At 37.5% G+C, this 21051-nt stretch carries 18 protein-coding genes and 1 pseudogene; 5 read left to right on the top strand and 14 right to left on the bottom strand.

The genetic code is table 11. The annotated features are described in order from the left end of the window. Position 1: 1 nt before the first annotated feature. From sdhA to sdhC, 3 genes are read right to left on the bottom strand one after another with little or no spacing between them, the layout of a single operon-like run. Positions 2-1774 (bottom strand): succinate dehydrogenase flavoprotein subunit, encoded by a 1773-nt coding sequence (gene sdhA / locus I6F53_RS07960; RefSeq protein ID WP_166419628.1) that lies wholly within the window; start codon positions 1772-1774, stop codon positions 2-4. Further along, positions 1775-2122 carry a succinate dehydrogenase, hydrophobic membrane anchor protein gene (gene sdhD, locus I6F53_RS07955; RefSeq protein WP_197239109.1) on the bottom strand — a complete coding sequence of 116 codons (348 nt, stop codon included), beginning with the start codon at positions 2120-2122 and terminating at the stop codon, positions 1775-1777. It lies immediately after the preceding gene. Beyond that, the gene (gene sdhC, locus I6F53_RS07950; RefSeq protein WP_166419657.1) at positions 2113-2490 is read right to left on the bottom strand and encodes a succinate dehydrogenase, cytochrome b556 subunit; all 378 of its coding nucleotides are present in this window, start codon (positions 2488-2490) and stop codon (positions 2113-2115) included. Before sdhC ends, sdhD begins: the two co-directional genes overlap by 10 nt. Positions 2491-2910: 420 nt before the next feature. Between sdhC and I6F53_RS07945 the strand changes: the two genes are divergently transcribed. From I6F53_RS07945 to I6F53_RS07935, 3 genes are all read left to right on the top strand, one after another. After that, entirely contained in the window at positions 2911-4197 is a 1287-nt protein-coding gene (locus tag I6F53_RS07945) for a citrate synthase (protein WP_166419630.1), read from the top strand. Between the two features lie 115 nt (positions 4198-4312). Next, positions 4313-5539 (top strand): aminotransferase class V-fold PLP-dependent enzyme, encoded by a 1227-nt coding sequence (locus tag I6F53_RS07940; protein ID WP_197178149.1) that lies wholly within the window; start codon positions 4313-4315, stop codon positions 5537-5539. Positions 5540-5572: 33 nt separating this feature from the next. Then, complete coding sequence (locus tag I6F53_RS07935; RefSeq protein WP_197178148.1) at positions 5573-5989, top strand: SufE family protein; 417 nt, start codon at positions 5573-5575, stop codon at positions 5987-5989. Positions 5990-6182: 193 nt separating this feature from the next. Here the strand turns inward: I6F53_RS07935 and tcdA are convergent, their stop codons facing one another. Genes tcdA through I6F53_RS07900 form a run of 7 tightly spaced genes read right to left on the bottom strand, consistent with a single transcriptional unit; the run spans position 6183 to position 13644 of the window. Beyond that, the gene (gene tcdA / locus I6F53_RS07930) at positions 6183-6980 is read right to left on the bottom strand and encodes a tRNA cyclic N6-threonylcarbamoyladenosine(37) synthase TcdA (protein WP_197178147.1); all 798 of its coding nucleotides are present in this window, start codon (positions 6978-6980) and stop codon (positions 6183-6185) included. Further along, complete coding sequence (locus I6F53_RS07925) at positions 6981-7661, bottom strand: TIGR01621 family pseudouridine synthase (protein ID WP_197178146.1); 681 nt, start codon at positions 7659-7661, stop codon at positions 6981-6983. Next, a complete protein-coding gene (kdsB, locus tag I6F53_RS07920) occupies positions 7658-8419 on the bottom strand; it encodes a 3-deoxy-manno-octulosonate cytidylyltransferase (protein ID WP_166419635.1) in 762 nt (253 codons plus the stop codon). The genes I6F53_RS07925 and kdsB overlap by 4 nt, the downstream gene beginning before the upstream one ends. Then, entirely contained in the window at positions 8407-8604 is a 198-nt protein-coding gene (locus I6F53_RS07915) for a Trm112 family protein (protein WP_024599582.1), read from the bottom strand. The genes kdsB and I6F53_RS07915 overlap by 13 nt, the downstream gene beginning before the upstream one ends. After that, on the bottom strand, positions 8594-9574 hold the full coding sequence (gene lpxK / locus I6F53_RS07910; protein ID WP_197178145.1) for a tetraacyldisaccharide 4'-kinase: 981 nt from the start codon (positions 9572-9574) through the stop codon (positions 8594-8596). The genes I6F53_RS07915 and lpxK overlap by 11 nt, the downstream gene beginning before the upstream one ends. Then, positions 9571-11316, bottom strand: a complete 1746-nt coding sequence (msbA, locus tag I6F53_RS07905) for a lipid A export permease/ATP-binding protein MsbA (protein WP_197178144.1) — start codon at positions 11314-11316, stop codon at positions 9571-9573. The genes lpxK and msbA overlap by 4 nt, the downstream gene beginning before the upstream one ends. 60 nt (positions 11317-11376) lie before the next feature. Further along, entirely contained in the window at positions 11377-13644 is a 2268-nt protein-coding gene (locus I6F53_RS07900) for a DNA internalization-related competence protein ComEC/Rec2 (protein WP_197239108.1), read from the bottom strand. On the opposite strand from I6F53_RS07900, the gene I6F53_RS07895 reads away from it, so the two are divergent. After that, positions 13624-14130: a DUF2062 domain-containing protein gene (locus I6F53_RS07895; RefSeq protein ID WP_166376839.1), complete on the top strand. Its 507-nt coding sequence runs from the start codon at positions 13624-13626 to the stop codon at positions 14128-14130. The genes I6F53_RS07900 and I6F53_RS07895 overlap by 21 nt on opposite strands. Before the next feature lie 120 nt (positions 14131-14250). Here the strand turns inward: I6F53_RS07895 and I6F53_RS07890 are convergent, their stop codons facing one another. Genes I6F53_RS07890 through rlmKL form a run of 4 tightly spaced genes read right to left on the bottom strand, consistent with a single transcriptional unit; the run spans position 14251 to position 20286 of the window. Then, entirely contained in the window at positions 14251-15996 is a 1746-nt protein-coding gene (locus I6F53_RS07890; protein WP_197239107.1) for a DUF3466 family protein, read from the bottom strand. 11 nt (positions 15997-16007) lie between these two features. After that, positions 16008-17921: an ATP-binding cassette ATPase Uup gene (uup, locus tag I6F53_RS07885; protein ID WP_197239106.1), complete on the bottom strand. Its 1914-nt coding sequence runs from the start codon at positions 17919-17921 to the stop codon at positions 16008-16010. A 15-nt stretch (positions 17922-17936) separates the two neighbouring features. Continuing rightward, positions 17937-18176, bottom strand: coding sequence for a glutaredoxin family protein (locus I6F53_RS07880; protein ID WP_166419642.1), 240 nt, complete (start codon positions 18174-18176; stop codon positions 17937-17939). Next, positions 18169-20286 carry a bifunctional 23S rRNA (guanine(2069)-N(7))-methyltransferase RlmK/23S rRNA (guanine(2445)-N(2))-methyltransferase RlmL gene (gene rlmKL / locus I6F53_RS07875; protein ID WP_197239105.1) on the bottom strand — a complete coding sequence of 706 codons (2118 nt, stop codon included), beginning with the start codon at positions 20284-20286 and terminating at the stop codon, positions 18169-18171. Before rlmKL ends, I6F53_RS07880 begins: the two co-directional genes overlap by 8 nt. 368 nt (positions 20287-20654) lie before the next feature. On the opposite strand from rlmKL, the pseudogene I6F53_RS07870 reads away from it, so the two are divergent. After that, a pseudogene (locus I6F53_RS07870) lies at positions 20655-21051 on the top strand (IS4 family transposase); the annotation flags it as partial.

Raw genomic sequence — 21051 nt, 5'->3', positions numbered from 1 at the left:
CCTAGTAAACACGTGCTTTAGGTGGGAAAGCTTCACGCGTTTTAGGCGCATAGTTTACATCACGCTTGCTCATTTCATCCGTTAATGGATTGAATACTGAGTGACATAACCAGTTTTCGTCATCACGATCTGGGAAGTCAAAGCGAGAATGTGCACCACGGCTTTCTGTACGGAAGTTTGCAGCTACTGCAGTTGAGTAAGCTGTTTCCATTAAGTTATCTAGTTCAAGACATTCGATACGCTGCGTGTTGAAGTCTGATGATTTATCATCAAGACGAGCATGTTGCAGACGTTCACGAATTTCTTTAAGTTCTTGAAGACCTGAAGCCATTGAATCACCTTCACGGAATACCGAGAAGTTAAGCTGCATACATTGCTGTAGGTCTTTTTTGATTTGAACTGGATCTTCACCTTGGCCAGCCGTTGAATTTTCCCAACGATTGTAACGTGCAAGAGACGCTTCTAAGTCTGATTCTGAAGCCGCTTTAGATATTTCAACGTCATTCAGGTACTTACCTAAGAAGTTACCCGCAGCACGACCAAACACAACTAAATCTAGTAATGAGTTACCACCTAAGCGGTTTGCACCGTGTACAGATACACAGGCAATCTCACCTACTGCAAATAAACCTTGAACTACTGTTTCGTTGCCTTGAGCATCGATTTGTAGCGCTTGTCCATTTACATTAGTAGGAACACCACCCATCATATAATGACAAGTTGGAATTACTGGAATTGGCTCTTTAGCAGGGTCAACGTGAGCAAATGTTTTAGCAAGGTCACATACGCCAGGAAGACGTAAGTTAAGCGTTTCTTCACCTAAATGGTCAAGTTTTAACTTAAGATGTGGACCCCAAGGACCATCACAACCACGGCCTTCACGGATTTCAGTCATCATTGAACGCGCAACAACGTCGCGAGACGCTAAGTCTTTTGCGTTTGGTGCGTAACGTTCCATGAAGCGCTCGCCATCTTTGTTTAAAAGATAACCGCCTTCACCACGACAACCTTCAGTTACTAGCGTACCAGCACCTGCAATACCCGTTGGGTGGAACTGCCACATTTCCATGTCTTGCATAGAAATACCAGCACGTGTTGCCATACCAACACCGTCACCAGTGTTAATGTGAGCATTAGTTGTTGATGCAAATATACGACCTGCACCACCAGTAGCTAATACAACTGCTTTAGATTTGAAGAAAGTGATTTCACCAGTTTCAATCTCAATTGCAGTACACCCTACTACATCACCATTATCGTTTTTAACTAAATCAAGTGCATACCATTCAGAGAATACATTTGTTTTGTTTTTAACGTTTTGTTGGTAAAGAAGGTGTAATAAAGCATGACCAGTACGGTCAGCAGCAGCTGCAGTACGTGCGGCTTGTTCACCACCAAAGTTTTTCGATTGACCACCGAAAGGACGTTGGTAAACACGGCCATTTTCAAAACGAGAAAATGGTAAACCCATGTTTTCTAATTCAGTAATAGCTTCTGGGCCAGTTTGACACATGTATTCGATAGCGTCTTGGTCACCGATAAAATCGGAACCTTTAACGGTATCGTACATATGCCATTCCCAGTTGTCTTCGTGTGAATTACCAAGCGCAACCGTAATACCGCCTTGAGCAGATACAGTGTGTGAACGCGTTGGAAATACTTTAGATATTAATGCACACGTTTTGCCAGATTCTGTAATTGCTAAAGCAGCGCGCATACCTGCACCACCTGCACCAATTACTACGGCATCAAATTCACGAACAGAATATTTCACTTAAACACCCCATAATACGATTAGACCAATAGCTACGTAAGCAAGTGACATTAGGCTCAATACAAAACCTAAAGCTGCACGAAGCTTAGCGCACTTAACATAGTCTGTAAGAACTTGCCAAAGGCCAATGTGGGTATGAACCATAATGCAAACAAGGGTAATTAAAGTAAACCCTTTAATTGCTAGGTTAGAGAAGAGGCCTGTCCAGGCTTCGAATGTGACTTCTGGCGTCGCTAGAAAATAGCCGATAATAAAAATCGCGTACGCGCTGATTATTAATGCCGTGGTACGTAAAGATACGAAATCTTGTACACCATCACGTTTTAGAGTTGCTTGATTTAAAACCATATCCACACCCCTGCCAATACGGCAAACACAACACCAAGAGCCATTGAAACTTTAGCGCTGAGGTTACCTGATTCGAGTTCTTCCCAATGTCCCATATCCATAATCATATGACGAATACCACCGATAAGGTGATAAACTAATACAGAAACAGTGCCCCAAGCTATAAATTTGGCAATGAATCCGTTAAACAGACCCTTGACGAATTCAAAACTTTCAGCTGAAGAGAGGGACTCAGACCAAGCCCAAATGACAAACGTTAAAGCAAAAAACAATGCAACACCGGTGACGCGGTGAAAAATTGAAGCTTTAGCCGTTGCCGGCATAGATATAGTTGTTAGATCTAGATTTACAGGTCTTTGCTTTTTCACAGTTACTTGCCCATCTTTGCTCACAGTGGAGCTCATCTACTTGTTTTTCTAAAAACCCACCAAATATTACTGATGGAACTATCAAAATAAACGTATCAAAACAATTAAAGTTCACAATCATGTAAATTTTAAGATGTTAAGAAAGTGTTTACCCAAATACAATACGGTTTAAAACCACCGTTAGTATATATACCCACAGGGCTTTTTACAATTCTTGTTTATTTAGAGATGTTTTCGAATTAGCCAATAGTATTATATTTAATTAATACCGAATATTTATTATACATATATGCATAATGTTTATAAAAATTGACTTTAACCCCCTCTTTCACGTTAAAATGCGAAGATGTGCTTAAAACAGATTTTAGAACTTTAAAATCTAAAAATCAGAATAGATATCTTAATAGGAGATACATAACGATGGCAGATAAGAAAGCCACAGTCCATATTGATGGGCTAGATCCAATCGAACTTCCAATTTATCAAGGCACTGCTGGCCAAGATGTAATCGACGTACGTACGTTAGGTTCATACGGTCACTTTACTTATGACCCAGGTTTCATGTCGACTGGTTCTTGTGAATCTGCAATCACCTACATTGATGGTGGTAAAGGTGTTCTACTTCACCGAGGTTATCCAATTGAGCAATTAGCTGAGGATTCAAACTACATTGAACTTTGCTATTTATTGCTTAACGGTGAATTACCAACAAAAGAGCAATACGAAGAGTTTGCTAAGCAAATAACTCGCAGCACTATGCTGGATGAGAAAATTGCTAACTTTTTCCAAGGTTTCCGTTTTGATGCTCACCCAATGGCTATGCTGTGTGGTGTAGTGGGCGCTTTATCATCTTTCTATCATGAAGACCTTGATATTACTGATGCTAGCCAACGTAAAACAAGCGCTGTTAAATTAGTTGCTAAATTGCCAACTATTGCTGCAATGGCTTATAAAACAAATATCGGCCAACCGTTCGTTTATCCACGTAATGATTTAAGCTATGCAGAAAACTTCTTACACATGATGTTCTCTGTACCTGCTGAAGAATACAAAGTTAACCCTATAACAGCTAAAGCAATGGATAAAATATTCATGCTTCATGCTGATCATGAACAAAATGCATCAACGTCTACAGTACGTCTTGCAGGTTCATCGGGTGCTAACCCGTATGCATGTATTGCTGCTGGTATTGCATCTTTATGGGGACCTGCTCACGGCGGCGCAAACGAAGCATGTTTAAACATGTTAGAAGAGATTGGTTCAGTTGATCGTATCGATGAATATGTAGCAAAAGCGAAAGATAAAGCAGACCCGTTCCGCCTTATGGGCTTTGGACACCGTGTTTACAAAAACTTTGACCCACGCGCTACAGTAATGCGTCAAACGTGTCATGAAGTTTTAGCTGAGCTTAATATCCAAGATCCATTGCTTGATATTGCAATGAAACTTGAGAAAATCGCGCTAGAAGACCCGTACTTTGTAGAGAAGAAACTATACCCTAATGTAGATTTCTACTCTGGTATTATCTTAAAAGCGATTGGTATTCCAACAAGCATGTTCACTGTAATCTTTGCAATGGCACGTACTGTTGGTTGGATCACTCACTGGGATGAGATGCTATCTCAACCTGGTCATAAGATCAGCCGTCCTCGCCAAATGTATACTGGTTACACTCAACGTGACTACGTATCAACTGACAAGCGTTAATTAACGCTGTTAGTTTGAAAAAGGCCGCTTTTGCGGCCTTTTTTATTAACCTGTACTTGAGAAATATCATAAACAGATTACAATTCCTGCCTTTAAATGAAGATGTAGATGAGCCATGCCTGCTTTAAAGTTTGATATAAATAAAATTAGAAACGATTTCCCAACATTAAATCAAACAATAAACGGCTGCCCGCTGGTTTATTTGGACTCTGCAGCAACCTCACAAAAGCCTCAATCAGTTATAGATACAATGACTGAATTCTATACGTTTCAAAACGCTAATGTACACCGTGGCCGCCATACACTTAGCGATCAAGCCACTCATTTATATGAACAAGTACGAGATAAAATAGCGCAGTATTTTAATGTGTTTAGTAAAGAAATTGTATGGACTAAAGGTGCTACAGAAGCCATTAACTTGGTCACCAATGGTTTAAGAAATCGATTAGACGAAAATGATACCATCGTCATATCTGTTCTCGAGCATCACGCCAATATTGTTCCTTGGCAGATACTTAGCCAACAAACAGGTGCTAAGTTGGTTACGCTTCCACTCAATCAAGATGGTACGCTTGAAACAGAACAATGCTGTGAATTTATAAAGCAAACAAAGCCTTCCCTATTAGCTATTACACAAGCGTCTAATACGCTTGGTAATATCACCAATTTAAAGCCATTGATAAAAGCTGCTAAAGATGAAGGTTCACTTGTTTTAGTTGATGGTGCACAAGGTGCCATGCATTTAAAACCCGATTTACGTGAATTAAACTGTGATTTTTATGTGTGTTCAAGCCACAAAATGCTCGGTCCAACAGGCTTAGGTGTGCTTTATGGTCGATATGAAGAACTAAACGCTTTAGATATATACCAATCAGGTGGAGAAATGATCGATAAAGTTTACTTAACTCACAGTACTTATCGTCCTGCGCCCGCAAAATTTGAAACTGGAACACCAAATATTTCGGGGGTTTTAGGCTTTGGTGCTGCATTAGATTATTTAAATAAATTAGATCACGCACAAATGCGACAATATGAACAAAAATTATTTAGCTACGCTGCCCAAGCACTAGTTAAGGTCGAGGGTATTACAATATACAGCAACCTATCTGACAATATTGGTACTCTCTGCTTTAACTTAAATGATGAACATCCTTATGATTTGGCAACTTTACTTGACGGATATGGGGTAGCAGTTAGAAGTGGACACCATTGCACGCAACCCCTAATGACACATTTAGGGGTTAATGGAACACTAAGAGCGAGCTTTTCTTTCTATAACACTTACAACGATGTAGATATATTTATTAATTCACTTAAAAAATGCATCGCTTTATTAGACTAAACGTCACTTTAATAGAATTAATTAGGATAACTCATGACAAATACGTTTAACAAAGTTACAGAATCTATAAAAAATGCCCCCGCTTGGCAGCAAAAATATCGTGAAATAATGCTTTTGGGCAAAACTTTACCTGTGTTACCCGATGTTCTAAAAACTGATGACGCACTTGTGCCTGGCTGTGAAAGCAAAGTATGGATGTTTGTTGAATTTGATTTAACAGAAAATACACTTGTTGTAATTGGTGACTCAGATACACGTATAGTAAAAGGATTATTAGCCGTTATTTTAGCGCTTTACAATGGGCTCACACCAGAGCAAGTGGTGAATAAAAATGCGTATGAAGAATTTGAAAAGCTCGGCCTTATAAGCCACTTAAGCGCATCACGTGGTAATGGTATTAAAGCCATGGTTGATAAAATACAAACCATGGCACAACACAAGCTTAGTTAACCTGAAGTCTGGATAATAATATATCTCTAGCTGCATTTTTAACGCTAACTGCTTTGAATTTACTTGCGATAGGTTAGCCTCGACGCGTAAATTCGCTTTATTTTCACTGAAAATCACTGGCTAGAGAGGAGTATTATTAAATACCTTTATTATTTAATAATGTTATTAAGCTCTTAACCAGAGTTCAGATTAACTAAGCTTGTGATCGTTGTTTTTTATCTAAGTATTTACGCACGGCTTTTGCCGCAACAAAAAAGCCGAAACTTCCTGTGATCATAGTCACAGAGCCAAAGCCATTATTACAGTCCATATTCATCGTGCCATCAGCACTTTGCTTTGCATGACATACACTGCCATCGCTTCCTGGGTAAACCAATTGCTCTGTAGAGTAAACACAGTCAATATTAAACTTACGCTTAGGGTTATTACTAAAATTATACTGCTTGCGTAAAATATAACGTACTTTTGCAAGTAATGGATCTTGCGTAGTTTTTGCTACATCACCAAAGGTTATTTGGCTAGGGTCAGTTTGCCCGCCAGCACCACCGGTTGTAATTATAGGCAGCTTATTACGTTTGCAATGCGCTATTAATGCCGCTTTTTCTTTAACTGCATCAATACAATCTATTACGTAATCAAAACCTTGAATATGTTCTTGAATATTATCAAGGGTAATAAAGTCATCTATTACATTAACTTGGCACTGTGGATTAATGAGCTCGCAGCGCACTTTCATTGCATCTACTTTAGCTTGGCCAATAGTGCCAGTTAACGCGTGAATTTGTCTATTTACGTTAGTGGCGCAAATATCATCCAAATCAATCAATGTTATTTTACCAACACCTGTCCGTGCAAGTGCTTCAGCAGTCCAGCTCCCTACACCACCGATACCTACAACACAAAAGTGTGCATCTTGAAGCCATTCAAATTGTTGATGACCATATAAACGTTTAATTCCGCCAAAACGTATATCTGTAACTTTTTCGCTCATTTACCAATCCAGTTGCCATGGCGACTGCCATGCTTGAAAATCTTGATGTTTAATTAACGCTAAATACTCATCACCACTATCAGGTAATAAACTAAGCTGTATTTGCTCACCTTGCCATAAAAAGCTCAAGGCATATGCATGTAAATAGGTACGATTTGAAGGCGTACCTGAATACATTGCATCGCCTAAAATAGCTGAGCCAACACTTTTTAGTGCCACTCTTAATTGATGCGTCTTTCCAGAGTAAGGTTTTAAAATATATCCTCTAAACCCAGGCTTGTAGCTTAAAGAATAGAACCGAGTAATTGCAGGATTAAGCTTGCTCGTTAGTAACTTAAATGAACCTCGGCGAGATTTAGCCATATCGCCCTTTATCCAACCTTGCTTTTTTTTAGGTTTAGCATCACTAATCGCTAAATAAAATTTATCAATTGCATGCTCTGTAAACATCACAGTAAAAGCAGCCGCGGCGGCTTTATTTCTGGCTAAAATAATAAGCCCTGATGTCACTTTATCTAATCGATGAACAGCATAAAGCTTTTGCGATAATTGTTTTTCGGCTAACACAACAAAGCCGGGTCCGTCTTCTGAATGAAAATTAAGACCCGCAGGTTTTTCTAAAATATAAAAATCGTTATGAGTGAATACGATTTTTAATATTTTATTTATTTGTTCACTCACGCGTTGGTACTTTTAATATGCGCTATCACTTTTGCTAAGTCATCGGCCGTATCAACCCCTGCATGAGGTGCTATTTGAGCTTGTTCTATTTTAATTTTATAACCATGATACAACACACGTAATTGCTCAAGCGATTCAAGTAACTCAAGTGGCGATACACTCAGCTCTATATATTGTTTAATAAAACCCGCTCTGTATGCATAAATACCTACATGACGCTGGAACGGTGCTAAATTAAGAGCACTGCTGTCATTCATCATTGTACTTCTATCAAATGGTATACTTGCACGAGAAAAGTACAGCGCATTTTTATTGATATCACTAACCACTTTAACGGCATTAGGATTAAATACTTCATCACGCTCTTCAATAGCAACACTTAACGTTGCCATTGGTGCTGTCGAATCACTTAATAGTGCAGCAACTTGAGATACATTTTCTGGTGCAAGTAATGGCTCATCGCCTTGTACGTTAACCACAATTGTATTGCTATCGAGATTAAGTAAATCAACCACTTCAGCTAAACGCTCAGTACCCGATTGGTGATCTTCACGAGTCATTACTACATCACTAGTAAATAAACTCACTGCATCGAATACTTTTTGATGATCGGTTGCTATAACAACTTTGCTAGCACCTGATAAACATGCTTTTTCGTAAACATGTTGAACCATTGGCTTACCGCAAATATCAGCAAGCGGCTTACCCGGTAGTCGAGTGGATGCAAAACGAGCTGGAATTACAACTACGAATTCCACTTTTCAACCTCTTCTAAAGACAACTCACGTGCTTCGTTTTCAAGCAATACCGGAATATCATCTTGAACGGGATAAGCTAGCTTAGCAGCAGTGCTAATTAATTCGTTGTTTTCTCTATCAAAGCGTAATTTGCCCTTACAAACTGGGCAGGCAATTATTTCGAGTAGTTTTGAATCAAAGGCCATTGAGTATTCCTTTTTCTTTTAATATTGAATTTAATGTGTTTATTACGTTATCGGTAGGTTGTGCATCTACAGGTAAATAATACCAATTAGGTTTTGCAAAGGAACTACATTTAACCGCGTCTTTTTCGGTCATTATAATGCAGTCATCACCAAACTGGGTAAAATCATCTGCGTTGTAAGCATAATGATCTCTAAAATGATGAGTCGATAGTAACGTAATGCCTTGTGCTTCTAATGAGTTTTCAAACCGTTTAGGGTTACCAATCGCACTTATTGCATGTGCATGGCTCACTGTAGGAATTACATCATCACTTGAATTAACTAAGCGAAGGTTACTTACTTGCAGCACGTAGCTATTATTAGCCTCACCGCCATTTTCAATTACTATATCAACGCTTTGTAAGCGTTTAGTGGTTTCGCGAAGTGGCCCTGCAGGCATAACAAAACCATTACCAAAGCGGCGTTCACTATCAACAATACAACACTCAATGCTGCGAGGCATTTTATAATGCTGCATTCCGTCATCAGAAATAATGACATCTAATGTATGGTTACTCTCTAATAAATCGATATTGTGTTGTCTATTAGGGCCAACCGCTATTGGGCACTTTAAACGGTGGTATAAAAGTACAGGCTCATCTCCAGCCTGCTGGGCATCAACAACTGAAGTGACTAATAATGGGTAATTATCTGATTGCCCACCATAACCTCGACTAATAATACCCACTGATAAGCCTTGCTCTGTCAAATATTCATAAAGCCACAAAACAAAAGGTGTTTTACCATTTCCGCCTACACTTATATTGCCGACTACAATAACAGGCGTTTTACACTCAAATGATTTAAGGATTTTAGTGCGGTACAAAAATTTACGAAATGACGATATAAGCCAAAACAAAGCACTTAAAGGCAATAACAACAAGGTAATTAAACCAAATGGTTTATACCAACTTTGTTCTATTTTGCTCACGCCTGATCACCAAACTGCATTTTGCAAAGCGCTGAATAAGTACCGTCATTTGCTAGTAAGCTATTATGATCGCCACTTTCTATTACACGACCATTATCAATAACATAAATTCGGTCGCTATTTTCGATAGTAGATAATCGATGCGCAATAACAATAGAGGTTTTATCTTTCATTAGCGTTTCTAATGCTTGCTGAATAAGCTTTTCAGACTCTGTATCAAGTGCTGAGGTTGCTTCATCTAAAATTAAAATAGGGGCATCTTTTAATATTGCACGCGCTATAGCAATTCGTTGGCGTTGGCCACCTGAGAGCATCACCCCATTTTCACCTACCATGGTATTTAATTTCTCAGGAAGGTCTTTAACAAATTCCCAAACATGGGCTTGTTTTGCAACTTGCTCTAACTCTTCAACAGACACATCGTGCTTTATGCCATAACAAATATTGTTGGCAATCGTATCGTTAAATAACACGACCTGCTGAGACACTAAAGCAAATTGGCGACGCAAATCTGTTAATTTATAGTCCTGTAGTGCTATGCCATCCAGTAATATTTCACTCGGTAGCTCTAAGTCATAATAGCGGGGTAACAAGTTAGAAATTGTTGACTTACCTGAGCCTGAGCGCCCTACTAAGGCAATACTTTCGCCCGCTTTAATCGTTAATGATAAATCGTTTAATACGGCTTCATCTTTCGTTGGATACTTGAAGGTTACGTTCTTAACTTCAATTAAACCTTTAACTTTATCAACTGAAACAGTGCCGGTATCTTTTTCCATTTCTTCGTCTAAAACTAAAAATATACTTTGCGCTGCAGAAATGCCTCGCTGCATATCGCTGTTTACATTGGCAAGTTGTTTTAGTGGGCGAAGTAACATCATCATAGAGGCAATTAATGCCATGAAGTCACCAGAGGTAATTGTATCAATCATTGATGGAAGAGACACCGCCCACAAAATAACAGCCATAGCGCTTGCCGCTAAAATTTGAATAATAGACACGCTAAGCGCTTTAGTAGCATCCATTTTAATACGTTGCTGACGGTTATGATTATTAATTTTTGAAAAGAGATTAATCTCTTGATCTTGACCACCAAAACCATGAATTACTTTATGCCCACTTAACATTTGCTCAGAACTGCGAGTCACTTGCCCCATAGCCGATTGAATATTTTTTGAAATATGGCGAAAGCGTTTAGATACTACGGCAACAATAATAGCCACTAATGGAATGATCACTAAAAATATCAGTGATAATTGCCAGCTGGTATAAAACATCACAGCCAGTAAAAATACAACAAACGCCCCTTCACGTACGACTATTAGTAATGCTTTAGTAATTGCTTGTTGAACTTGTTCTGTATCAAAGGTAATTTTTGAAATTAAATCACCCGTTGAGTTTTTGTCATGAAATGACACAGGTAAATGAAGTATGTGCTCAAATAACTCTTGGCGTAAAGAACGTACAACTTGGGAGCCTACATAACTTAAGCAGTAGGAAGACATAAAGTTGAACACTCCACGTCCGAGTACTAACGCGATAACGACAAAAGGAGCGTACTTTAAAACTTCTGTATTACGCTGGTTCAAACCTTGATCAATAAACGGCTTCATTAACTGAATAAATAAAGCATCCATTGCTGAATAACCTATCATCCCAATAATTGCGACGAAAGCCACGCTTTTGTAGGCGCCAACATATGAGACAAGACGTTTATAAATTTGTGTAGTACTTTGATCCATAACACTCTCTAAATACAGTAACAGTCTGTATTGTATCCTCCGATGAGATAAAACTAAACGTCAATCTTTGATAAACCAGTAACTTTCATGCGCTCTTGCTGTTTCTATAGCCAAATTCTTTGCATAAAATTTAATACTAATTTGTCCTTCAACACCTGTCGTAAATTGCTGAGCACTTATTTGTTTATAACGCTCAACTACAAGAGGCTTGGGGAATTCCCACTGCCCTTTATAGGCACTTGAATGAATCACCACTTCAGGCGCAACATTGTTAATGAAATTAACGCTTGAGGATGTATCGCTGCCATGATGTGGGCTTAACATTACGGTACTCTTTAACGATTTATTATCTGTTAATAGCGATGCTTCACGCGCTTTTGATATATCACCAGTAAGAAGTACGCTATAGGTATTATCTGACACTCTAACAACACAAGAGTCATCATTTTCATTACCAAACCCTTTTGTTCTAAAGCTTTCTACTTTTAACCCAGCAAAATTAAGACTTGTGACATCACATACATCTTGGGTGTTTTTAGGGTGGAAATGCTTTAATGTATGTTCTAATCCAGCATCAATAAAATGCTGTAATCCTCCAGCGTGATCATTATCTTCATGGCTTAAAATTGCTGTTTTTACTGTTAAATTATTTGCTTTTATATAAGGCAATAAAATACTTCGCGTGCGGCTAAAACGATTAAAGTAGCTAGGCCCAAAGTCATATATAAGTGCTTGATTATCCTTCTCGATTAACACCATGAGTCCATGACCTACGTCAAATACATGAACTTGCCACTTTGGCTTTTCTGTTAACCAATAATTTAATAAAAGCGTTATTGCTGGAATAAAAGCGAGCCATTTATAAGGAAGGAAATAAATCATCAACATAATAATATAAGTAAAAACGACAAATATTGGCTCAATCCTCCCTGTTGTTATCCACCTTAACGATTCAGGAATTTCGTTAAGCAACTGAAATAACTTATATAAACCAGTATCAAATAGATTTATTAAAATGCCTATATCTAAAAGCATACTCAGTAATGTAAAAACTATTAAAAATGGCAAAATAATGATTGAAAGCAGCGGTATAGCAATTAAGTTTATTATTAATCCCGCAATACTGACGCCATTAAAAAAATAGAGTGAAAGCGGTAATAAGCCAATAAATAACGCTATTTGAATAACAAACAGTGAAATAACTTTGCTTTTTATGCGAGTGTTTAATATTGGTAATTTATTAATAACTGTAAAAATGATAGCGACTGCTAAAAATGAAAAATAGAGTCCTGGGTTGAGTAAATTAAATGGGTTAACAATAAGAACAATAACTAAGGAAAATAAAATACTACGCCAACGCAATGGCTGCTTAGCTAAAAAGTACAGTAATAGATAACATCCGAGCATAATGAGCGCTCGCGTTGCCGATACTATAAATTCACTTAAGAATACATAAATAAAGGCAGCTAAAAAACCGAGTGAACTGTAATAAAGAGTAAGGTTAGATGATTGCCCAATTGATAAATTAACTCTTAAAAATATGAATCGAGTAAATAGATAACCAAAACTAAAAATCAAGCCAATATGTAGACCTGAAATAGCGAGTAAATGGCTTAATCCCAGAGACTGCATTAATTGCTTATCTGCATAGCTCATCAAAGACTTATCACCACTGAGCAATGCGTAATAAAGCCACTGTAGCTTTGTATCCGCATAGATGTTTTTAAGAAAGTGTTGGTAATCTAAAGTGATACTTTGGTCGTCGCCATTTATAATATCAAGGTTTTTATTAAGTACTTTGCCTTTAAATAATACCCTATTTATAAAAGCATAACGTTCATTATCAAATACATTAAAATTTTTATTACTACGAAAAGGTTTTAAATGAATTAACGCAGAAAACTCATCACCGACTATTAATGGCTGCACTGAATTAATGCTGAGCATTGCTTTAGGTGCTCTAAAGTTTGAAAAATGGCTCCCTTCTAATGCTACTATTTTAACTTTGATATATTGTGGTTTTTTATCAGAAATAACCTCTTCAATTACCAAAGTCGATTCTAGTGCATACTTTTCATCCGGTTTTGGTATTTCAAAACTATAAAAAACGTAAAAATGCAGTCCGACAAAGCAAATTGCGCAAATAAAGCCTAACAATACGTTTGAAAACGGCTTAAAATAAGCGCTCATTATTACAATGAAAATTGTGAATACTGTAAATTCGAGAGTTTGATAATAAAATACGGTTGCTATAGAGCCAATTACAAACCCAAGACTTATCCACACTGATGTAAATGGTTGCTTTAAATGGCTAAAAAAACGATCCAAAGATTTTTACCTGATCCAAATAAAATTAGACATCATAAATCACTAAGAATATTTGGGCGCCTTTTACAAGATGCAAATCTTTGGCATTTAAATAGACGTTCTGCTCGAGGTGCATTTGCAGTCGGGTTATTCTTTGCTTTCATCCCTGTTCCTTTTCAAATGGTTTTAGCCGCAGCAGGCGCTATTATTTTTAGAGTTAACTTACCTATTTCAGTTGCTTTAGTATGGCTTACAAATCCTTTAACTATGCCGCCTATTTTTTATGGCTCGTACTTAGTCGGTACGCTAATACTTAATCAACCCGAACAGCATTTTGTATTTGAAGCAAGTTGGTCTTGGTTTTTAGAAAGCATAGAAACTATTGGCCCTGCGTTTTTACTTGGCTCATTAGTGTGTGCTTCTATTGCATCTATTATCGGCTATTTTGGTATTGATATTATTTGGCGCCGCTCTGTTAAAAAAGCATGGTTAGCACGTAATAACTAGTAGCGTTAAAGCTAAATAATAACTATAAGATTCATGGCAATCCTGATCTTATAAAATATTATAGACGAAAAAAAACCAACTTTATTAAGTTGGTTTTTTTATAATCAATATTAATAAACTTTAAAAGCGAAATATACGTCTTAAGCCAACTAATGGTAATAACAATAGTGTATACCAAGGGAAGCTAGCAGAGTTACGCTCATAGACTTCTGCGTCTGGCGGAGCACAGTCATCTACTTCACCATTTGCGATTGGCGTTAGTTTAACTGCAACTGCAATACTCTCATATTCAATTTCACCATTAACATCAGTTACTACACCACCTAAAGAATCAAGCTTTTCAACTGTTTTAGTTGCAGTTCCAAATATTTCATTATTCTCGTTAATAGATGTGGCTTCGGCCATTGTATAAGCGTAATTAGTTTCGCCATCGGTATCAAAACAAGGCAGTAAATCGTTTAAATTAGTGATTTTATCTTCACCAATTTTATAAATAAATGCTTCTTTACGACGCGTATTATCAGAAACCCCCACTTCACCTTCACCAACAATATAGCCTTGATTATTTATATCGTTACCGTAAGAGCTTGAACTTGAAAAGTAATCAGTTGGGAAAACAGTATTACCGGTTGCTATATCATGATAGAAGAACTTGTTACGAAGCGTACCTTCAATACGCTTAGTTGCATAACCTGTAATTACATCATTATCATTTATAGCAATTGCTTTACCAGCCTGCCAGTCATCTTCTTGATCAATAAAATCAATAACTGCACCGTCTTTAAAGTACACTGGCATTGTAAGAATCGTATCGTCATTTTTGTAATAACGCGTATTCGATGAACCTACAATTATACCATTACTATTTACTGCTAAAGCAGTACTTGTAAAAGCGTCATCTTCAGTCTCACCTTCATCAGGTGTAAGCGCTAAACCAAGCTCTTTAACAGAAATAACATTCAGTGATTCGTCAAGTTCCCATTTAACAGCACGTTTATTAAATAAACCTCGTGAAATATTAGTATTTAATAAGTTGATACATACTGACGTTGGTTCGTCTTCATTATCACAGTTATCATCAATATTATCTTGTCTGTCATCTGGAATACTTGTAGACATATTACCTACAACAGTATATCCACTGTTGGTTTTAACAATATCGTTAGCACGACTTGTGCCGCCGTATTCATTAAACTCTGGTTCTAATGGAACATTGATCATGCCATCAGCGCTTATTACAATCCCACGTTCTATAAATTCATGAGTAAACCATGTTTCTGCTTCATCATCGCCATCGGGTGTAAAAGATACTTTATTGTAAGGAGCACTACCCCAACCAACCGTAACGCCATCTTCACTGACAGCATTAAAAATATTACTTGTTGAGCGAGTTAATCCATCATAATCAACCGATGCAACATCGAATAATGATTGCTCTGTTACTTGTGTATCGTTGTACTTTACACCAACTAACGAACTTAGTTTTTGATATTCAAAATTTGTAGAAATTGAAGATAAAAAACTAACCATAAAAGTATGTGCATCAGCATTAGTAAGTACTGCATCATTATTTTCAATATCGTCAAGTGTAAAGGTTATCTCTTTATCACTTAACTCAAATGCAGCCTTTGTATTATCGTAACTATTCTCGATAATATTCTCTGAAAAATCTATATAGCTGGTATCAATAGGTAAATTGTATAAACCATTTGCGAAACCAATAATATGCCCGCTTTCGCTTACATCTTTTACATAAGAATATTTAGCGTCTTCAAGAGTCCCTAATTCACTTAACTGGTACGTCGCACTTGTTGCTGAAGTGCTTAATATCGCTAAAATACTGGCAGCGAGTAATTTATATTTCATTTTAGTCCTTACTACTGATTCTGTAATTCTTCAAGTTCTTCCCAGCGCTCAAGCGCAGCTTCAAGGTCAGACTCAAGTTGTGCTAAATGGTTCAATGCTTTAGTTGTAACATCACTCTCTTGTTTAAAAAAATCTGAGTCACTAACTACAGCTTGTTGAGCTTCTATTTCAGCTTCTAGCTTTTCCATTTTATTCGGTAGTTGCTCTAATTCAAGTTTTAATTTGTAAGAGAGTTTATTAGTCTTAGCTGCAGGTTTAGCAACTGGAGCGACTACTTTTTCAACTTTTTTTACTGGTTGCTGCTGCGTTTTTTTTTCTTGTTCAGCTAAGTAGCTAACATAAGCTTCATAGTCGCTATAACCACCTACGATATCTGTAACTTTACCATTACCTTCAAACGCCCACACGCTTGAACATGTATTATCAATAAATTCTCGGTCATGGCTTACAATAAGCACTGTACCTTGATATTGATTAATGATGTCCTCTAGTAATTCTAAAGTTTCAATGTCCAAGTCATTTGTTGGCTCATCGAGAACAAGTATATTAGATGGTTTTAAAAACAGTTTAGCTAACAATAGTCTATTTTTTTCACCACCAGAGAGTGCTTTTACCGGTGTACGAGCTCGTGCAGGCGGGAATAAGAAGTCTTGCAAGTAACCAAGTACATGACGTGAACGGCCGCCCATCATCACTTCTTGTTTGCCTTCTGCTACGTTATCTTGAACAGTTGCTTCTTCATCAAGCTTTTCACGGTATTGGTCAAAATAAGCAAACTCTAAATTAACACCTTGTTTAGTCTCGCCGCTATCGGGGGCTAGATTACCAAACATTAATTTCAATAGTGTTGTTTTACCAATACCATTTGGACCTACTAGGCCGATTCTGTCACCACGCATTACCAGTGTTGAAAAGTCATCTGCAATTACTTTGTCTTTAAATGCATGAGAAAGGTGCTTAGCCTCAAACACCAATTTACCAGAGCGATCTGCTGTTTCAATATTAAAGTCAGTTTTACCTACTTGATCAACACGTTGCTTACGTTCGGTACGAAGCTGCTTTAACTCTCTAACACGTCCTTCGTTACGCGTTCTACGTGCTTTAACGCCTTGGCGGATCCACGTTTCTTCTTCAGCTAAACGCTTATCAAATAATGCATTTTGAGCTTCTTCAACTTTTAAGTCATGCGCTTTTTGTTCTAAATAAGTCGCATAATCACCAGGGTAGGATATTAGTTTACCGCGATCTAAATCTAAAATACGCGTTGCAACAGCGCGAATAAACGCACGGTCATGCGATATAAATACAATACCGCCTTTAAATTCTTTTAAAAACTGCTCAAGCCACATAACACTTGCCATGTCTAAATGGTTTGTTGGCTCATCAAGCAGTAATAAATCAGGCTCACTAACAAGTGCACGTGCAAGTGCCACTTTACGTAGCCAACCACCCGAAAGCGATTCAAGTTTAGCGTCTGGTGTTAGTTCTAATTGTGTTAAAACCAGTTGAATGCGGCTATCAAAACGCCAACCATCTACTGCTTCTAATTGAGTTGATAAACGCTCAAGTTTGTTTAATAGCTTATCAGTACATACTGTTTGCAACTCATTACTTACATGATGAAAATCAATTAGTAAGTTTGCAATCTCAGGCATACCCTGCGCAACATAATCAAATACAGTGCCATTTGCGCCTTTTGGTGGATCTTGTTCTAAACGAGAAATTCTAATCCCGCCTAGCTGATTTATTTCACCATCATCTAATACAACTTCGCCATCAAGCACTTTTAATAGAGTTGACTTACCCGCGCCATTTCGACCAACAACACACACCCTTTCGCCACTTTCTATAACGGCATCTGCTTTGTTAAGCAAAGCATGTGTACCAAAAGCAAGTTGTGCTTTTAAAATTCTAATTAAATCCATAGTTCTTATTTGCTCTTATTCTGCTTGTGCTAAAAATTCGCGCACAGTGTATAAAGTAAAAGGCCAAAATAATTGCTCGCCTTTTTCACTTTTTAATACAGGAATAGTAATTTGATACTCAGCTATAAGCCGCTCATCAGTCATAATATCGATTAGTAATAACTCACTAGTATCACTAAGTACCTCAGTGATAAGTTGCTCAGCGTGTTCGCACAAGTGGCAACCATCAGTGTGATATAAAACCCATTTAGCCATGCGTAATTAGCCAGCTATTATGGATTTTTTTATTACGTTTAAAGTCTGGTGATAATGTTTTATCTGAAATATTAACGGCTTTTAAACCTAAACCAATCAAGCCAACTTCATCCATCACAAAGCCACGTTTGTTATTAGAGAAAATCAGCGTACCTGAAGGGCTTAAAATCTTTTTAACCCAGGTTAATAATTTAATATGATCGCTCTGCACATCAAATGCATCTTTCATACGTTTTGAATTTGAAAACGTTGGAGGATCTAAAAATATCAAATCGTATTGCGCCGTTGCATGCTCTAACCATTTTAAACAATCCGCTTGTTCAAAGCGGTAACGTGTATTACTAATACCATTTAAGTCAAAATTATCTTGACCCCATTTTAAATAGGTCTTTGACAAATCGACTGTAGTAATGGCTTTAGCACCACCAAGTGCAGCGTGTACAGAGGCCGTACCTGTGTATGCGAATAAGTTTAAAAAACGTTTATCTTTAGCGTTTTCTTGAATGTAGCGGCGCATTAAACGGTGATCTAAAAACAAGCCCGTATCTAAGTAGTCAAATAAGTTAACTTTAAACTTAGCACCGAACTCTTCAACAACCATAGTCCGGTTTTGTTTGGCCATGGCTGTATATTGATCTTCGCCCTTCTGCTTTTTACGTACTTTTACAGCAATGTTTTCAGGTGAAATTTCAAGCTGTTGAGCTGTTAAACTGATTACGTCTTGCAGGCGTTTTTCTGATGTTTTTTCATCAATTTCTTTAGGCGCTGCGTATTCGAAAATAACCGCAGAATCACCATAAACATCTACAGCAACATTGTATTCAGGAATATCAGCCTCGTAAACACGATAAGCCGTAATTTCATTTTGCTTAAGCCAGTTTTTCAAACCTTGCTTATTCTTTTTTAAACGATTTGCAAATGACGTTGAGCCTTCAAAATTAAGCGCTTTTTTGTCATCTGTTGTCAGGCTTACTTGCTTATCATCTAATTGATATAAGTTAAGTTCTACATCAAGCGGGCCATTTTTAAATTTATAACGCTTAAGGCGCACAAGTTTTAAAAGTTTAAATAAGCTCTCGTCCATGCCAAGTAAGGCAAGTTTCCAGTGATTAAAGTGCTTTTTAAAGCCAACACCTAAATTACGATGTAAATCAACAAGTTCAGCCATAGAGCCAATACGCTCACCATACGGTAAGTTTGAAATTACAACACCCGGTAATTTAGCAACAGCGGTAAGTTTAGTTGCATCACTTTGCTTAAACTTAATTACATCATCAAGCTCAGCACGTTTGGCATTATCAATCGCTTTACTTAATACTTGCTCATCGTAATCGTGACCAATTAACCACAATTTAGGATCGGTAATGTTAGCAAGTAACTCTTCTTTAAGTTCTTTAAACTTTGCGGCTCTAAAACTTGGTAGGCGCTCAAAAGCAAAGCCTTCACGGAATAATCCCGGTGCTTCGTTTCGTGCCATACCGGCAGCTTCTATCAAAATAGTACCCGCACCACAACATGGATCGAATAAAGGCTGTTTAACATTATCAAGCCAGCCACTGCGCTTAATTAACGCGGCAGCTAAATGCTCTTTAATTGGCGCTTTACCTTGACCTTGGCGGTAACCACGTTCAGACAAACGAGGGCCTGAATAGTCAATATATATCGATACGCCATAACGGTTTAGTCGTGCTACAACGCGCACATTAGCGTCTTGTTTATCAACGTTAGGTCGTTGCTCGTATAAATCATTAAAATAATCAACAATCGCATCTTTTATTACAAGACCCGAAAATTGCGTGTTTTTTAACGAATCGTTAGTACCGTTGAAGTCGACAGCGAATGTTTGCGTAGGCCCAAACCATTCTTGCCAAGGTTGCGAACGCGCAAAATTGTACAGGCTATTCTTGTCATCTACGCCTTCTTTTTCTTCAATAAGCATAAGCACACGCGTTGCAAAACGACTTGATAAACAAACCTTTTGCGCCAGTAATGAGTCAGCCTCAAAACGAACAGAACCAACAGTTTGCTTGGACACGGTTGCGCCAAGTTCTGCTAGTTCATCAACCAATAAATTTTCGATTCCGATAGAAGTAAGTGCGATAAATTGCAAAGTAATAACCCTTAATAGCTAATTGCGCAGGATTATAACATAGGTTGAGTGACAAACACGCCATAAAGACACGCTTAAAACTTAAATTTGATGAGGGTCTGTTGAACTTTCAAGGTTGAATTTGCAGCAGTCTGTTTGGTATTTAGCCAAGGCAGAGCCTATGCAGTGTGGTTATTTCCCCATAAATGGGCGATAACGTAGCATTAATGCCAAACAGGCGCTGCCCAAAGGGTTCTTTCTAGGGGCTATTTACTCTTTGTTGCCTACATGGATGTCATAGGTAAGATCTTAAGAAATTGAGTTGAAGCTCAATTCATGATCAAATGGTTGTTACCACACAAGCCATAAAATCAAGAAAAGAGCTTCAAATGAATGCTAACATTTTTATTAATAAGTTAAAAAGTATCCTAAGTGAAAAAAAACTGAACCGACTTGGTAAACAAGTAGTCTTTACTAAAAGAGAAAGAAATATTACCGCATTTCATATGGTTGTTAGTCTTGTTGCTGCGCTTGGGGATAAAAAAACGACTTATTTATCTGAAATATTAAGAGTTTATAATCAGCTAACAGGGCAGTCTATTAAGTATAAGCCTTTTCATAATCAGTTAGTTAAACCTGAACTAGCTGAACTGATGCGAGAGGTAACAAATAGAGTTTTTAATTGTTGGATAAATGATGCGCTTAAGTACACGAAAAAAGATTTGTTCAAGTTTGATAATATTTTAATTCAGGACGGTAGCTCTATTATGCTTCATCGTTCTTTAA

It is taken from the genome of Pseudoalteromonas sp. SWN29 (genome assembly GCF_015864465.1).
In the GTDB taxonomy this organism is placed as follows: domain Bacteria; phylum Pseudomonadota; class Gammaproteobacteria; order Enterobacterales; family Alteromonadaceae; genus Pseudoalteromonas.
Note: the sequence above shows the minus strand (reverse complement) of the source record. Positions and strands in the feature narration are given on the sequence as shown.